At 74.1% G+C, this 15,490-nt stretch carries 13 protein-coding genes; 6 read left to right on the top strand and 7 right to left on the bottom strand.

The genetic code is table 11. The features are described from left to right. Positions 1-608 precede the first annotated feature (608 nt). The 4 genes from ACFC1F_RS17360 (at position 609) to ACFC1F_RS17345 (ending at position 5,988) form a co-directional block, all read left to right on the top strand. Positions 609-2,873, top strand: a complete 2,265-nt coding sequence (locus ACFC1F_RS17360; RefSeq protein ID WP_376159177.1) for an RICIN domain-containing protein — start codon at positions 609-611, stop codon at positions 2,871-2,873. Between the two features lie 111 nt (positions 2,874-2,984). Then, positions 2,985-3,689, top strand: a complete 705-nt coding sequence (locus ACFC1F_RS17355; RefSeq protein ID WP_376159175.1) for a hypothetical protein — start codon at positions 2,985-2,987, stop codon at positions 3,687-3,689. Between the two features lie 116 nt (positions 3,690-3,805). Further along, positions 3,806-4,822: a UDP-glucose 4-epimerase GalE gene (galE, locus tag ACFC1F_RS17350; RefSeq protein ID WP_209411010.1), complete on the top strand. Its 1,017-nt coding sequence runs from the start codon at positions 3,806-3,808 to the stop codon at positions 4,820-4,822. A 167-nt stretch (positions 4,823-4,989) separates the two neighbouring features. After that, positions 4,990-5,988: an endonuclease/exonuclease/phosphatase family protein gene (locus tag ACFC1F_RS17345; protein ID WP_376159173.1), complete on the top strand. Its 999-nt coding sequence runs from the start codon at positions 4,990-4,992 to the stop codon at positions 5,986-5,988. Between the two features lie 80 nt (positions 5,989-6,068). Here the strand turns inward: ACFC1F_RS17345 and ACFC1F_RS17340 are convergent, their stop codons facing one another. The 4 genes from ACFC1F_RS17340 to ACFC1F_RS17325 form a co-directional block, all read right to left on the bottom strand. Further along, on the bottom strand, positions 6,069-7,337 hold the full coding sequence (locus tag ACFC1F_RS17340; RefSeq protein WP_376159244.1) for a sugar ABC transporter permease: 1,269 nt from the start codon (positions 7,335-7,337) through the stop codon (positions 6,069-6,071). A gap of 71 nt (positions 7,338-7,408) precedes the next feature. Beyond that, positions 7,409-8,233 carry an ATP-binding cassette domain-containing protein gene (locus ACFC1F_RS17335; RefSeq protein ID WP_374105957.1) on the bottom strand — a complete coding sequence of 275 codons (825 nt, stop codon included), beginning with the start codon at positions 8,231-8,233 and terminating at the stop codon, positions 7,409-7,411. 23 nt (positions 8,234-8,256) lie between these two features. Continuing rightward, positions 8,257-9,369, bottom strand: coding sequence for a sugar ABC transporter substrate-binding protein (locus ACFC1F_RS17330; RefSeq protein WP_376159171.1), 1,113 nt, complete (start codon positions 9,367-9,369; stop codon positions 8,257-8,259). Between the two features lie 432 nt (positions 9,370-9,801). Next, entirely contained in the window at positions 9,802-10,095 is a 294-nt protein-coding gene (locus tag ACFC1F_RS17325; RefSeq protein WP_376159169.1) for a hypothetical protein, read from the bottom strand. Between the two features lie 386 nt (positions 10,096-10,481). Here ACFC1F_RS17325 and ACFC1F_RS17320 point away from each other — a divergent pair, with 386 nt between their 5' ends. Both ACFC1F_RS17320 and ACFC1F_RS17315 read left to right on the top strand, forming a co-directional pair. Continuing rightward, complete coding sequence (locus ACFC1F_RS17320) at positions 10,482-10,952, top strand: hypothetical protein (RefSeq protein WP_376159167.1); 471 nt, start codon at positions 10,482-10,484, stop codon at positions 10,950-10,952. Positions 10,953-11,156: 204 nt separating this feature from the next. Continuing rightward, a complete protein-coding gene (locus ACFC1F_RS17315; RefSeq protein ID WP_209411005.1) occupies positions 11,157-11,501 on the top strand; it encodes a hypothetical protein in 345 nt (114 codons plus the stop codon). A gap of 159 nt (positions 11,502-11,660) precedes the next feature. On the opposite strand, the gene ACFC1F_RS17310 is transcribed toward ACFC1F_RS17315, so the two are convergent. The 3 genes from ACFC1F_RS17310 to ACFC1F_RS17300 form a co-directional block, all read right to left on the bottom strand. Next, positions 11,661-12,485: an ABC transporter permease gene (locus ACFC1F_RS17310; RefSeq protein WP_148640854.1), complete on the bottom strand. Its 825-nt coding sequence runs from the start codon at positions 12,483-12,485 to the stop codon at positions 11,661-11,663. Then, on the bottom strand, positions 12,482-13,513 hold the full coding sequence (locus ACFC1F_RS17305) for an ATP-binding cassette domain-containing protein (RefSeq protein WP_376159165.1): 1,032 nt from the start codon (positions 13,511-13,513) through the stop codon (positions 12,482-12,484). The genes ACFC1F_RS17310 and ACFC1F_RS17305 overlap by 4 nt, the downstream gene beginning before the upstream one ends. Before the next feature lie 270 nt (positions 13,514-13,783). Beyond that, positions 13,784-15,247: an MFS transporter gene (locus ACFC1F_RS17300; protein ID WP_376159163.1), complete on the bottom strand. Its 1,464-nt coding sequence runs from the start codon at positions 15,245-15,247 to the stop codon at positions 13,784-13,786. Positions 15,248-15,490: the final 243 nt, after the last annotated feature.

Below are 15,490 nucleotides of genomic sequence, written 5' to 3'. Positions count from 1 at the left end.
GTCCGGCCGGGGGCGACGTCCGGCCGGGGGCGACGTCCGGCCGGGGGCGACGTCCGGCCGGGGGTGACGTCCGGCCGAAGGTGACGACGGTGCGGCTGTGCCCGGTGGGTCGCAGTGGCATGTCCGGGGCGGAAAATCAGCTGGTCAGAGCTATGGCCACGGCCACCCGGCGGGTCTAGCATTCCGGTCACGGCAGCCGGAACCCGGACCCCCGGGCAGCCCGGCCGGGTGGCCGCCACCACCCCCTGCCGGGGAGCGCGTACCCCCCGAGCGCGCTCCCCGGCTCCGCCGCGCGCCTGCTCGCATGCCGGCCCGTAAGCCCGCTCGCGCGCCCATGCCCGCGCCCCGCCGCTCGCCGTTGTGCGACCCGCTGCGCACCCCCGCCACCCCCACGCCAACCGCGCGGATCCCGTCGTGGACCCCGCCGCGGACCCGTCGCGGACCACGCCGGGCAACCCGTCGTGGTGCGACGCCGATCCGCCCGATCGAATTTCGAAAGAGGTTTCTGTTATCTCCTCCCGTCCTCCTCGGTCTCCAGGGTGTCGGAAGGTCCGGACACCACGTCACACGGCGAACGGACCGTCACACCGAGGACAGGAGAGAGTGCGATGGGACACCGGAGCACGGAGGCCCGCCGCAGGCGGCGCAAGAAGTCAGGGCGCCGGACGGCGCTGCTGGCGGCGGCGGTAGTGGCCGGACTGGTGGCGGGCGCACTGGGCATCCAGACCGCGCTGGAGCCGGCCGCCGTCCGGGCCGGCAACACTGCGGCAGCCGGCGGATCGGCCGACCGGGCGGAGGCGGGCACGGCCGGAGTCGTCAGCGAGGACGGCGGACCGGGCGAGACCGGCACCGCCGAGGGCGCCACGCAGGCACCCGCCCCGAAGCGGGACCAGAAGGCCGCGCCGCTGCACGAGATACCCAAGGACCAGCCGGAGCGCGGTCTGGTCTACGCAGGTCTGACGCTGCCGACGGGCGACCGCTGCGCCGGCTCGCTGGAGGTCACCACGGGCCAGCTGTGCAGCCACGGTCCGGACGCGCCGCCCAAGGACATCGACATCCACAAGGACGTCCCGCCGGTCGCCGCGGCCGCCGCCCCGGTGGCGGCGCTGACGCCGCCCGCCGACGCCCAGCCGCCCGCCGCGGCCGACCTGCTGAAGGGCGGCGCCCCGGTTCTGGACGCAGGCCAGAAGGCCCTCCTCGGCGAGGCCGCGACCCCGGCGGCCGGAGCCTCCGCAGCGCCCCAGCAGACTCCCGCCGCCGGCGGGTCCGCGCTGGTCTGCGAGGGTGACGGCAGCACCGGCAACCGGATCCAGGTGGTGTACGTCCACTCCCCGGGCAACGACCGCTTCGCCCAGTACCTGCCGTCGTTCAAGAAGTGGGCGGCGGACGTCGACGTCATCTACAACGCCAGCGCCCAGGAGACCGGCGGCGTCCGACACGTGCGCTTCGTCACCGAATCCGACTGCACCGCATCGGTGTTGAACGTGCAGATCTCGGACTCCGAGATCCAGGACTTCAACGCGAGCAACCGCGCGCTCGCCGCGCAGGGGTTCAACCGCAAGGACCGCAAGTACATGATGTTCACCGACGCCAAGGTGTACTGCGGCATCGGCACCTTCGCGGGCGACGAGCGGCCCGGCCAGGACAACCTGAGCAACTTCGGCCCCTCGTACGGGCGGACCGACTCCGGCTGCTGGGGCGGCTCCACTGCGGCGCACGAACTCGGCCACAACCTGGGTGCGGTGAGCAACAGCGCACCCAATTCGAGCAAGGCCGGCCACTGCGTCGACGAGTGGGACCTCATGTGCTACTCGGACGCCCCGTACTACCCGGCGATGAAGACGGTCTGCCCGGACAACGCCAGTGACAACCGGCTCGACTGCCACCACGACGACTACTACAACACCAATCCCGCGGCCGGCAGTTACCTGGCCACGCACTGGAACGTCGCCAACAACCGCTTCCTGATCGCCGGCGGCGGCACCGGTCCGAACCCGACCCCCACGCCCACCCCGACGGCCACGCCGACCCGGACCCCGTCCCCGACCTCGACGCCGTCCCCCACCACCCCGACCCCGACGGCCACCGGGAGCACCACCCCGAGCCCGACCAGGACCCCGTCGCCGACCGGAACCACCACGCCGGGCCCGACCCCCACCCCGACCGCGACGCCCACCGGCGGTAACACCGCCCCGGCCATGACGGTCAGCCAGATCACCCAGAACTCGGCCGTGCTGAGCTGGACCGCGGTCCCGTCCGCCGCCGGCTACGACGTGCTGCTGAACGGGCAGTCCGTGGGCACCGTCCGCGCCACCGTGGTCGGCCTGGTCCGGCTCGCCCCCGGCACCTCGTACACCGTGGCCGTCGCCGTGCGTGACGCCGCCGGCACGGTCTCGCAGCCCGGCCGCGCGGCCACCTTCAGCACCCTCGCCGACGGCGGCCGGCCGCAGCCCGGCACCCGGTACACCATGGTGAACGGCCTCACCGGCCAGGCCGCCGACCTCTGGGGCAGCTCGCTCAACGACGGCACCGTGGCCATCGCCTACCAGCGCACCGGCTACGCCAACCAGAAGTGGACCTTCGAGGACGCCGGATCCGGCGCGGTGCGGATCAAGTCCGCCCGTTCGGACAAGTGCCTCCAGCTCGGCGGCGGCCCGGTGGCCGGCCAGTACCTCGCCCAGCAGCCCTGCTCCGGCGCGTCCTCCCAGAAGTGGGTGCTCACCCCGTCGGGTGGCGGGTTCACCCTGAGCGCCGAGGGCTCGACCCTGGTCCTCGGTGTCAGCAACCGCTGGTACTACGGCGGTTGGCTGCTGGAGCTGCAGAAGCCCAACGGCCAGGCCTACCAGTCCTGGACGCTGCAGAAGACCAGCTGACCGGGGGCCGGCTCCGGCCGGCCCGCCCCCACCACCCACCCGGGTGCGGCCGTCGCCACGACACACCGGCGACGGCCGCATCCGGCCATCCCCCCACGAGGAACCCCCGACATGCGCATCAGACCGCTCGCCGTCGCCCTCGCCCTCGCCGGGGCGGCCGTCCTCGGACCCGCCGCCCTCCCGGCCGCCGCCCACGGGGACAACGTCCTGCTCGACGTCACCGGCCAGGAGGGCGGCCACGTCACCACCGTCGCCACCTTCGAGAACGACCACGAACCGGTCGTCGAGGAGTTCGCCGGCACGCTCGCCGCCACCTCCGCGGACGGCCGCTCGGCCGGACCGTGGCGGCTGGTCGCCGTCCCCGGGCACCCCGGTTCCTACACCACCCGGGAGATCCTGCCCGCCGGACACTGGCGGATCACCGTCGACTGCGCGTTCCCCTCCCTCGGGCACGGCGAGCGCGAGATGGACGTCGAGGCGGCGGCCATCGTCGACCCGGTGCTGCCGACCCCGCCGACGACCACCTCCGGGCCGACCACCGCCGGGCCGAGCACCACGACCGCGCCCACGACCACGATCGCGCCCACGGCCGGGCCGACCGTGACCGCCGCAGCGACGCCGACGGTCACCGCCGCGCCCACGCCCTCCGCCCAGAGCGCCGGAAAGCCCGTCACCTCGGTGCAGACCCCGCAGGACGAGAAGAGTGCCGGCACCTCCGAGGCGGCCACCTGGGCGGCCATCGGCACCGCCGCCGCGGCCGTCGTCCTGGTCGCCACCGGCTTCTGGCTGCGCCGCCGCTGCTCCCGCCGGGCCTGACCGCCGCCGCGCGGACCGATCGGCGGGCCGGGGAACCGACACGTCCGGCCCGGTCGTCCCCGCTGTCAACGGGCCGCCGAACGGAGGCGCCCGACCAGGCAAGGGAGCATCCGCGTATGAAGAAGGTCCTGATCACCGGTGGCGCGGGTTACATCGGCAGCACCGTGGCGTCCGCGCTGCTCGACCAGGGCATCACGCCCGTCATCCTCGACGACCTGTCCAAGGGCCGGGCGGAGTTCGTCGAGGGCCGGGTGTTCTACCAGGGCGACACCGCCGACGGTGCGCTGCTGGACCGGATCTTCGCGGAACACCCCGACATCGACGCCGCCCTCCACTGCGCCGCCCGGATCGTCGTGCCGGAGTCGGTCGCCAAGCCGCTCTTCTACTACCGCGAGAACGTCGCCAAGACCGTCGAACTGCTCGACTCCCTCCAGCGCAACGGCTGCACCCGGGTCGTCTTCAGCAGCTCCGCGTCCATCTACGCCCCCACCCCGGACGCCCGCGTGGACGAGACCTGCGCGGTCGACGCCAACAGCCCGTACGCGCGCACCAAGCAGATGATGGAGCACGTCCTCCAGGACTGGACCCGCGGCGACGGCGCCGAGGGGATCCGCGTCATCGCACTGCGGTACTTCAACCCGGTCGGCGCCGACCCGAAGCTGCGCACCGGCCTCCAGGACCTCAACCCCACCCACGCGCTGGGCAAGCTGATCGAGGCCCACACCAACGGCACGCCGTTCACCGTCACCGGCGTCGACTGGGCGACCCGCGACGGCTCCGGCATCCGCGACTACATCCACGTGCAGGACCTCGCGGACGCCCACGTCGCCGCCCTCACCCGCTTCGACGAGGTGGTCAAGCCCGCCGCCGACGACCGCTACCGGGTCATCAACGTCGGCACCGGCGAGGGCACCACCGTCCGCGAGCTGGTCACCGCCTTCGAGGACGCCGTCGGCGCCAAGCTCGACGTCCGCGAGGCCGACCCGCGCCCCGGCGACGTCATCGGCTGCTACGCCGCCGTCGACACCGCCCGCGAGCTGCTCGGCTGGACGGCGCAGCGCACCATCGCCGAGGGCGTCACCGACGCCCTCGCCTGGCGCGCCAAGTGGGCCGCCCGCCTCGCTTCCGCCTGACGCGGCAGCCCGGTAGGGCCCCGGACCTGGCTACGGCGTCCCCGTCTGCCCGTCTGCCCGTCTGCCCGTCTGTCCGTGTGCCTGGTGCCCGCCTGCCCGGCGGGCGCCGGGAACCGGACCTCGCCCGTCGGCGTCTTCCCGGCGGAGTCGAGTGACGGGAGTGGCGGGTGGGGAAGCAGGCGGCGGGGGACGGGGCCGGGCTGGGCCGGTGGGGCTGGGCCAGGCGGGTCCTGGTCGGGCTCTGCGCGGTCGGGCTGACGGTGCCGGCCGCGCTGGCCGTGGTCCGGCTCGGCGGCTGGGACGACGGCACCTCGCTGGCCATGCCGATGGTGCTGCTGCCCTACGTCGCGGCGGGCACCCTGGTGGCGCTGGCCGTGCTGCTCGCGGTGCGCTCGTGGTGGGCGGCCGGAGTGGCCGGAGCGCTCGCCGTACTCCAACTCTGCTGGCTGGCGCCGAGGTTCGTGCCGGACAGCGGTTCTGTTGCGGCCGACGCGCCGCGGCTGAGGGTGGCCACCAGCAACACCTTCAAGGGCCAGGTCGACGCCGCCGCGCTGGTGAGGCTGGTACGGGAGCAGCGGGTGGACGTGCTCGCGGTGGAGGAGTTCTGGGGCACAGCGCCCGCCGCGCTCGACCGGGCCGGGATCGCCGAGCTGCTGCCCTACCGGCAGGTCCGGCCGGGCCGGGACAGCGCGCTCTACTCCCGGCTGCCGCTCGCGCCGCTGGACGCCTCGGCGCCGGAGGCGGCCCGTGCCCAGGTGGCCGCCGACGTCGCGGTCGGCGGGCGGACGGTGCGGCTGACGGCCGTGCACACCTACTACCCGCTGGGCGATGCCGGGCGCTGGTCGCGGGACTTCGCCGGCCTGCGGGCGGCGGCCACCGGCGCCACTCGCAACGCCGTCTTCCTCGGCGACTTCAACGCGACCCTCGACCACGCCCCGATGCGCGAGCTGCTCGCCACCGGCCTCACCGACACCCACGCCGAACTGGGCCGCGGGGTCTCGCCCACCTGGCCGGAGGACAACGCCGGCTTCCCGTACCTGCCGCCGGTGATCCAGATCGACCACGTGCTGCACGGTGACGCGCTGACGGCGGTGTCCGTCGCCGAGCACCGGCTGCCGGGGACGGACCACCGCGCCGTGGTCGCCGAACTCGCGGTGACCGGCTGAGTCGACCGGCTGAGGTGACTCGCTGAGTCGACCGGCTGAGTCGACCGGCCGGGACCCTGAGGCCGGGGGCACACCGCCGCTCAGGCGCGGCCGGCCGCCTTCTGGGTGCGTCGGGCCAGCGAGTCGATGACCACCGCGGCCAGCAGCACCAAGCCGGTGACCATGAACTGGATGGCGTTGCTGAGGCCTTGGATGTTCATCCCGGACTGGATCGAGCCGATCACCAGCGCGCCGAGCAGGGCCGACCAGGTCGAGCCGCGTCCGCCGAACAGGCTGGTGCCGCCGATGACGGCCGCGGCGATGGCGTTCATCAGCAGGTTGCCGCCGCCGGAGGTCTGGCTGGCCGACTGGATCTGCGCGGCCAGGAAGAGGCCGCCGACCGCGGCCATGGTGGAGCAGATCGTGAACACGCTGATCCGGATCCCGGACACGTTGATGCCGGCGCGCCGGGCGCCCTCGATGTTGCCGCCGAGCGCGAAGACCTGCCGGCCGTAGGCGGTGCGGCGCAGCACGAAGTCCAGCACCACGATGAAGATCAGGAAGATCAGGAGCGCCAGCGGGAGCCCCTTGTACTGGTTGAGCGTGTAGGCGGCGAGAAAGGCGATGATCGCCAGCACCACGGTCCGCAGCGCGATGTCCGACACGGGGCGGGACGGCACGCCCGCGGCCTGGCGGCGGCGCGCGTCGAACAACGAGGCCCCCAGGAAGAGCAGGACGCCGACCGCCGCCGTGCCGTAGGCGGCGATCTGCTGCCCGTAGATCGTGCTGTAGAGCTTGGAGACGAAGTCGTTGCCGGGCAGGTTGACCGTGCCGTTGGTGCCGAGGATCTGCAGCATCAGGCCGTTCCAGCCGAGGTTACCGGCGAGGGTGACCACGAAGGCGGGGACGCCGACCTTGGCGAAGAAGACGCCCTGGATGCAGCCGACCACCGCACCGCCGACGAGGGCGGTGAGCAGCGCGAGGTACTGGTTGACGCCGTCGGTGACGCTCAGGACGGCGTAGATCGCCGCGCACAGCCCGCTGACCGAGCCGACCGAGAGGTCGATCTCGCCGAGCAGCAGGACGAAGACCACGCCGATCGCGATCATGCCGGTGCCGACGATCTGCTGGGACAGGTTGGAGAGGTTCTGGGCGGAGAGGAAGCTGCTGTTGAGACTGCCGAACACGGCCCAGATCACGATCAGGGCCAGCACCACCGGCAGTGAGCCGAGTTCGCCGCTGCCGAGCCGGCGGCGGAACTCGCCGAGGTACCCCTTGACGCCCTCCTGACGGACGATCAGTCGGGGATCGATGGCCGGGGTGGCCTCGGGCGCCACCGGGACGGGCGCGTTGACGCCGCCCTTGGGCATGCTGTCCTCGGGCAGCGGGACGTGGTGGCGCTCGGGCTCGCCGCCCCCAGTGCCCCCGGGGAAGTTCTCGCTCACTGGGAATCCTCCTGGCCACGGGCCTTCCGGCGGGTCACGGCGTTGTCCGTGGCTCCGGTGATGGCCGAGATGATCTCTTCCTGGTTGGTGTAGCGCTTGTCGAAGACACCGTTGTTGCGGCCGAGGCGCAGCACCGCGACCGTGTCCGCGACGGCCATCACGTCGGCCATGTTGTGGCTGATGAGGATCACGCCGTGGTCCTGTTCGCGCAGCCGCTCGACCAGGTCGAGGACCTGGGCGGTCTGCTCGACGCCGAGGGCGGCGGTGGGTTCGTCCAGCATCACGATCTTCGGCGAGCCGATCAGCGCGCGGGCGATCGCGACCACCTGGCGCTGACCACCGGAGAGCGAGGCGACGGGGATCCGCACGCTGGGGATGCGGATGGACAGGGTGTCCAGCAGCGTGCGGGAGCGCTTCTCCATCGCGACCTCGTCGAGGATGGTGAAGCGCCGGATCTCGCGGCCGAGGAAGAGGTTCCCGACCACGTCGAGGTTGTCGCAGAGCGCGAGGTCCTGGTAGACGGTGGCGATGCCCAACTGCTGGGCGTCCTGCGGGCGGTGGATGGTGACCGGCTTGCCGTGCCACTCGATGACGCCGTCGTCGGGCTGGTGTACCCCGGCGATCGCCTTGACCAGGGTGGACTTGCCGGCGCCGTTGTCGCCGACCAGGGCCACCACCTCGCCCGCGTGCACCTCCAGTTCGATGTCGGTGAGCGCCTGGACGGCGCCGAACCGTTTGGAGACCCCGCGCAGGGCCAGTACGGTCTCACCTGCCACAGTGACCAACTCCCTTGCCCCGTCTCCGGCTCGGAGACGGGGCATGCTCGTGTCGGGGTAGCGTCGGACTACTGGAGGCCGGCCGCGGTGCAGGCGGCGGCGTAGTCCGGCGTGCAGATCTGGGCGACGGTGTAGAGGCCGTCCTGGACCACGGTGGTCTTGATGTTGTCCTTGTTCACGACGATCGGCGTGATCAGGTTGGCCAGCGTCTTGTTGTTGCTGCCGTTGGTCGCCGTCGTCGGCACGACCGTGGGGTTGAGGGTCGCACCGGTGGCCAGGCTGACGGCCATCTCGGCCGCGGCGTCGGCCTCCGGCTTGAAGGGCTTGTAGATCGTCATGGTCTGGGTGCCGATCAGGATCCGCTGGATGGCGTCGAGCTGGGCGTCCTGACCGGTGAGCGGGACGTTGATCCCGGCCGCCTTCTGCGCGGTGGCGATGCCGGCGGCCATGCCGTCGTTGGCGGAGTAGATGCCGACGACGTTGTTCGCACCGATCGCGGTGATGCCCGCGGCGGCCTCCTGGTTGGCGATGTTCGGGTCCCACTGGGGAGTGTCGTACTCCTTGCCGATCTTCAGCTTGCCGTCCATGGCGCTGTGCGCGCCGGCCTTGAAGTCGGCCGCGTTCGGGTCGGTGGGCGAGCCGTTGATCATGATGATCTGTCCGGCGCCGGCCTTGTCGCCCACCGCCGCCACCAGGGCCTGGCCCTGCAGCTGGCCGACCTTGTGGTTGTCGAAGGACACGTACGTGTCGACCGGCCCCTGGGCCAGGCGGTCGTAGGAGACCACCTTGACGCCCGCGTCGTGGGCCTTCTGGACGGAGGACTGGATCGACTTGGAGTCCACCGGGTCCAGGATGAGGACCTTGTCGCCCTTGGTCAGGGCGGTGTCGACCTGGGTCTGCTGGGTCGTCGCGTCCTGGTTGGCGTTGTAGTAGTCGATCTGCGCGTTCGGGGCCAGTTCCTTGATCTTCTGCTCGATCAGGGGGCGGTCGAACTGCTCGTACCGGGTCGTCTTGGTCTCCGGCAGCAGCAGGCCGATCTTCACCGCCCCGGCTGCGGTCCCGCTCGCCGTTCCCGAGGACGTACTGCCGGTCGACTGCTTGGCGCTGCCGCAGGACGCCAGGCCGGCCCCGACGGAAAGCACGGCGGCCACCGCGAGGGCGCGGCGAAGAGCGTTGGTCATGAGGATGCCTCTCCGGTTGAGTCCACCCCCGCATCCGAGTCTGTGAACACCGGGCCGTCACCACGATCCGGGCTGCGCCGAACGGGTCAGGATGAGCACCCTGGACGGCCCCCGGCCGCCGTGAGGCCCCCGGGGGCCGTCCTGCCGGGCGCTCCCGTCGGCGGCGGCCGGGCGGGCGCCGCGGGCACGCTTGCGGCCGCGCCGGCACCTCCAGGGGGCGGAGTGCGACGACGAGGGGAAGTCCTCACCCTTCGGTGGCACGTCGCGGCCGGCCGGACCGGCGTTCGTCTGCTCGGCGCGGCGCGGCGCTCAGCCCGCTCGCGCTCGCCGCCCGGGCGGCGACGCCGCGCCCGGCCCGGGGCTGAGCCGGGGGGCGTTTCTCGGTGCGCCGCTCGGGCGCACTGCCGGCCGGAGGGGTCACGGCCGGAGGGATCAGAGGAGGGTCTGCTGCCAGTCCCACGGGGTGACCGTCGCCCGGTCCGGGTCCAGGGCGGCGCCGCGGCGGCGGGCCGTGGCGGCGGGGTCGAGGGCCCGCCGCAGGGCCTCGTCGAGGGCCTCGCGCTCCGAGCGGGCGCGGACGGCGCAGATCTGCCGGCCGTTCCCGGCGCCGGCGGTCACGGGGATCTCGACGATCCAGAGCGGGCCGGTCCGCCCGGCCCGGTTCGAGGGGGTGGCGGGGGAAGTGCGGCCGGATGTGTGCAGCACTTCGGAGACAACAGCGTCCACGGATGGCACCGCCTTCTCGGGGGCTCCTTCCGCCCTCGGGGAGGGTGCTCGGCAGGAGGCCGTCTCTTGTCCCGGTGCGTCGCACCGGACTCGGGCGGTGCGGCCCCCTGTCGCACCGGAGGTCCCGCCATCTAAACCCGCCCGAGCGCCGACGTCAATGGTCTAGGCCTTTGCGGGGAGTGGTCGGGCGGCGGGCCGGGGCCCCGTGCGCCCGGCCGTGGCGGGGATGCAGGGTCGAAACAGGGCGTGCAGGTCGGCGACCACGACACGGGGCGACCGCGGTGCCGTGACGGTCGGCGCGCCCGCGCAGCCCGGCGGGGGCCTTTCGGCGACGCGTTCTCCCGGTCGGGGGAAGCCGCAGGGGCGGCCGGCTCGTTGGTGAGGGTGTGGGAGACGAGGCGGGTGAGGGCGCCCGGCGGGCGCCGATGGTGTGGGCCTTTGCGGTGCGCGAATCGGCCGGGGTGCTGGTCGCGGAGGCGATCGTGGAGGTCGGCGCGCGGCTGCACGGCGAGTTGGTGGTGGACGCCGTCGACAGCGGGTTCGTGCTCGCGGCGGGGGAGCCGCCGCCCACCACCGGGGTGGTCGAGGTGGGCGCGCAGCGGTTCGAGCGGCTGGTCCTGGTGGGTGGGCGGCAGGTGTGGGAGCCGGCCGCGGGGGTCGCGGTGTCGCCGGGCTGGCTGGCGGCCGCGGAGGGCCGGGGAGGCGTGGTGGTGATCGTGGTCCCGCCCGGCACCTGGCCGGTCGGCCTGATGAGCCTGGAGCCGCAGGAGCGGGTGGCGGCGTTCACCCGGAGCCTGGAGAGGGCGCGGGTGGCGGGCCGGCTGCTGCACGGGACGGTGGCCATCGAGAGCCGTTGAGGGGCCGCGGCCCCGTGCGCGCGTTTTTTCACCCGGTCGGGTCAGTGGCGCACCGCCCGCCGGGGCCCGGCCGTGACCGCCCGGGGGACCGTCCGACCGGCAGCCCGGGGGCCCTCCGACCGGCCGTCCGGGGGCCGTCGGCGGGCCGGAGCACGGGAGGGCGCCGGGCGGCGGGGCCGCCGGTGCGGTCGTAGCGTCGGGGGCATGACTGCCGAGGAGACGACGATGGTGGCGGTGGGGGTGCGCTCGGTGGCGGAGGTGTTCGCCGCCCTGGAGGCCGTGAACAGCCGCCGCCAGCCGTGGACGCGTTACGAGCACGGCGTCCTGGGCGCCTACCGCTGGGCGGTCGGGACCCAGGTGGGCGCCCCGGTGACCGCGTCGGCGGCCGTCGGCGCCGCCGGCCCGTGCCGGGCCCAGCTGCTGGCGGAGTTCCAGGCCGCCGCCGTCCAGATCCGCGCGGGCGCCGGGCGCGGGGTGGACGCCGACTACGCCCTGGGTGCGTACGGCGCGCTGGCCTGGCTCTGCGGCCACCACGAGGAGCTCCCGTAGGCGCGGCGAGTCCTCCAGACACGGCAGGCCCCGCGGGCCCGTGAACGCCGTCGGCCGGTGGAACCCGTGGGCCCGTGAACGCCATGGGCCGGTGGAACCCGTGGCTCGGGAGTCGCCGTCGGCCGGACGCCGGCGCGCACCCGGTGGGCGGGAGACGCCCTACACCGCCCGGCGGTAGAACCAGACGCCCAGCGGGGCGAAGACCGCGACGATCCCGGCGTCCCAGGCGAGTGCCTCCCAGACCGCTGTGGAGGCAGGGCCGCCGAGCACCAGGACGCGGACCGCCTCGGCGGTCTTGGACACCGGCTGGTGCTCGGCGAAGGCCTGGAGCCAACCGGGCATGGTGCTCACCGGGACGAAGGCCGAGGAGGCGAACACCAGCGGCGCGAGGACGGGGAAGGCGGCGGCCTGGGCCGTCTCCGGGTCGCCGACCGCCAGGCCGACCACCGCGAAGATCCACGACATCGCGAAGCCGAACGCCAGCACCAGCAGGACGCCGCCGAGGAACGCGGCCACGCCCGCGTGGATCCGGAAGCCCAGCGCGAAGCCGACGGCGGTCATCAGCGTCACCACGAACACGTTCCGCGCGAGGTCCGCCGTGGTGCGCCCGGACAGCACGGCCGACCTCGCCATCGGCAGCGAGCGGAACCGCTCCATCAGCCCGGTCTGCATGTCGGTCGCCAGGCCGATCGCCGTGTTCATCGACCCGAACACGGCGGTCTGCACGAAGATGCCCGGGATCAGGAAGTCCACGTAGCCGACCCCGGGCGGCAGCGCGGGGCCGACCACCCCGCCGAACACGTACCGGAACATCAGCACGAAGACCAGCGGCTGGATGGTGGAGAAGATCAGCAGCCGCGGCACCCGGCGCAGTGCGATCAGGTTGCGCCAGGCCACCGCGAGGCCGTCGCGCACCGGCGCGGCGATGCGGTCGCCGAGCTCGCCGGCACGGGTGCCGAGCCGGCCGGCGTCGGTCACGGTCATGACGGGCCTCCGGGGGAAGCGGCGCCTTCGGCGGGCGCGGGTTCGGCGGGTACGGTCCCGGCGGGAGCGGCCCCGGCGGCGGGCGCGGGGTCCTGCGTCCGGTGCCCGGTCAGGGCCAGGAAGACGTCGTCGAGGCTCGACTCGCGGACGGTCACCGTGTGCGGGGCGAGGTGACCGGTGTCCAGCGAGTGCAGGACGTCGAGGAGCAGTCGCGACCCGTCCCGGGAGGCCAGTCGGAGCAGCGCCCCTTCGCGCTCGGGTGGCTCGCCGGTGCGGCCGGCGATGACGGCGGCCGCCCGGACGGCCCGGCCCTCGTCGCCCATCCCCAGCTCGATCACGGTGTTCCCGAGCCGCGTCTTCAGGACGGCGGGGGTGTCGTCGGCGATGATCCGGCCCTCGTTGACCACCACGATCCGAGTGGCGAGCCGGTCCGCCTCCTCCAGGTACTGGGTGGTGAGCAGGACGGTCGTGCCGTCGCGGACCAGCTCGCGGATCAGCTCCCACAGCGCGGTGCGGCTCTGCGGGTCGAGGCCGGTGGTCGGCTCGTCGAGGAAGAGCACCGGCGGCTCCGGCACGAGGGCCGCGGCGACGTCGAGCCGCCGCCGCATCCCGCCCGAGTAGGTGCGGACGGGGCGGTCGGCGGCCTCGATGAGGTCGAAGCGGTCCAGCAGTTCGGCCGCGCGGGGGCGGAGGCGGGCGCGGGGGAGCTGGGTGAGGCGCCCGATCAGGCGCAGGTTCTCCCGCCCGGTGAGGTTGGGGTCGACGGCGGCGTACTGGCCGGCCAGTCCGATCAGCCGCCGCACGGTCGCCGCCTCGCGGACCACGTCGTGCCCGAGGACGACGGCGTGGCCGCCGCTCGGGCGCAGGATGGTGGTCAGGATCCGGATCGCCGTGGTCTTCCCTGCGCCGTTGGGCCCGAGCAGGCCGAACACGGTGCCGGCCGGGACCTCGAAGTCCACCCCGTCCAGGGCGACCACCGCACCGAACCGCTTGGTGAGACCGACGACGCTGATGGCTGCCTGTCCCATGGGCACGTCCCCACTCGACTCGCGATGACGGTTGCCGCCGGGGCCGGCCCGGCCGGATCTTCTTCCATTGTCGTCCTCCCCGGCGCCCGCGCCCACGGCGGAGCATCCCGCGCCCACGACGGTCCCCGGGGCCGGGTCGTGGCCGGGTCGTGGCCGGGTCGTGGCCAGGAGCCGGGGTACGGCCGGGGCAGGAGCCGGGGTACGGCCGGGCCCCGGCCGAGCGTCGCCCTCCGTAGTGGTGGCGGCGCGCGCCCCGGGGCTGACGATCCGTCAACTCAGTGCGGAGACCGTCTCCGGACGGGCCGGGGCGGGCGCGGGCGGCGCCGGCCGGTTGCGGCGGGTGAGGGCCGACAGGGCCGCGCCGGCCGCCGTTCCGGCCAGCAGGACGACGGCGCAGACCGTGGCGGCGTGGCCGACGGCGTCCGTGAACGCCCGTGCCACGTCCAGCGGTTCGGGCCGCGGGAGGCGGCCCAGGCCGGACGCGAAGCGGGTGGTCATCAGCGTGCCGAGGATGCTGGTGCCGAGCACCGCTCCGACCTGGCGGGCGGCGTTGACCGTCCCGGCCGCCACGCCCTCCTTGCCGCGCGGTACCTGGCCGACGGCCAGCGCGGTGGACGGCGCGTTGGCCAGGCCGCAGCCGAGGCCGAAGACCACCAGTGCCGGGGCGTAGTCGCCGAAGGCGTCGGCCGCTCCGACGCCGGCGAAGAGTGCGGCGCCGGCCGCCGCCAGCAGCAGCCCGGCGAAGATCAGCGGTGCCGGCCCGACCCGCCGTCCGAGGACCCCCGCCAGTGCCGAGGCGACGATGAACGTGCCGAACTCGGCGAGGAGTTGGACGCCGACCTGGAGTGCGGTCAGCCCGCGCACCTGCTGGAGCCAGAGCACCTGGAGCAGGGAGAGGCCGACGAATCCGAACAGCACGGTGGCGGCCAGCAGCAGGGCGGCGCTGTACGAGGGGCTGCGCATCAGCCGGAGGTCGAGCAGCGGGTGGTCGCGGCGCAGTTCGACGACGGCGAAACCGGCGAGCAGGGCGGCCGCCGTGACGGCGGCGGCCAGCGGCTTGCCCGCGAGGTAGCCGTGGTGGCCGCCGTCGATCAGCCAGTAGATCAGCAGGGCCAGCCCGGCGGTGGCGAGGAACTGCCCGGGCCAGTCCAGCCGGCCGCCCTCGACCCGGGACTCCGGCACGCCCAGCAGGGCGGCGGCCGCGGCGAGTGCGGCGATCGCCGGGCCGAGCCAGAAGGCCGTGTGCCAGGTCGACCAGCGCAGTGCCAGACCGGCGGTGACCGGCCCGAGCGCCAGGCCGAGGCCGGACGCGGCGGCCCAGACGGAGATCGCCCCGGCCCGGCGGCGCGGGTCCGGGAAGGCGTGGGTGACCAGGGCGAGCGAACTGGGGGTGATCAGCGCGCCGCCGAAGCCGGCGACCGCCTGCCCGGCGAGCACGGCGGCGAGGCTGTCGGCGGACACCAGGACCAGGCCGCCGACGCCCATCGCCAGCGTGCCGATCAGGAAGATCCGCCGCCGCCCCCACCGGTCGGCGAAGGCACCCGCGCCGAGCACCACGGAGGCCACGACCAGGGTGTACATGCTCGGGATCCAGACCAGGTCGGCGGCGTCCAGACCCAGGCCGGCGCGGACGGCGCCGAGGGTTCCGATGGTCTGGGTGGTCTGCATGAAGACGGTGAACAGGCCGAGGCAGGCGGCCAGCAGGACGGTCCCGCTGCGGTCAGTGCGCGGCATCGGGCACCTCCGGGGTACGGGTCGCGGTGGTGCGGGGGAGGGTCACTGGGGGCTCCAGGGCGCCGACGGATGAGGTGGTTTGAAATCGGAACTCACCCTAGCCTGGAGAATTTGATAATCCAACCTAGCTGGAGGGGGGCCTGAAACGGCGGCGGGCGCGCCGATGGCGCCGATGCGCCCCCCCCGGGCGCCGGCGGGGGGCGGGACAGCGGGCGGTCGCACCCGGCCCGCGCACCGGTGGCG

The sequence above is a fragment of the Kitasatospora sp. NPDC056181 genome, assembly GCF_042266225.1.
Classification (GTDB): Bacteria; Actinomycetota; Actinomycetes; order Streptomycetales; family Streptomycetaceae; genus Kitasatospora.
The sequence above is the reverse complement of the archived record's forward strand: the minus strand, read 5'-3'. Positions and strand labels throughout refer to the sequence as shown.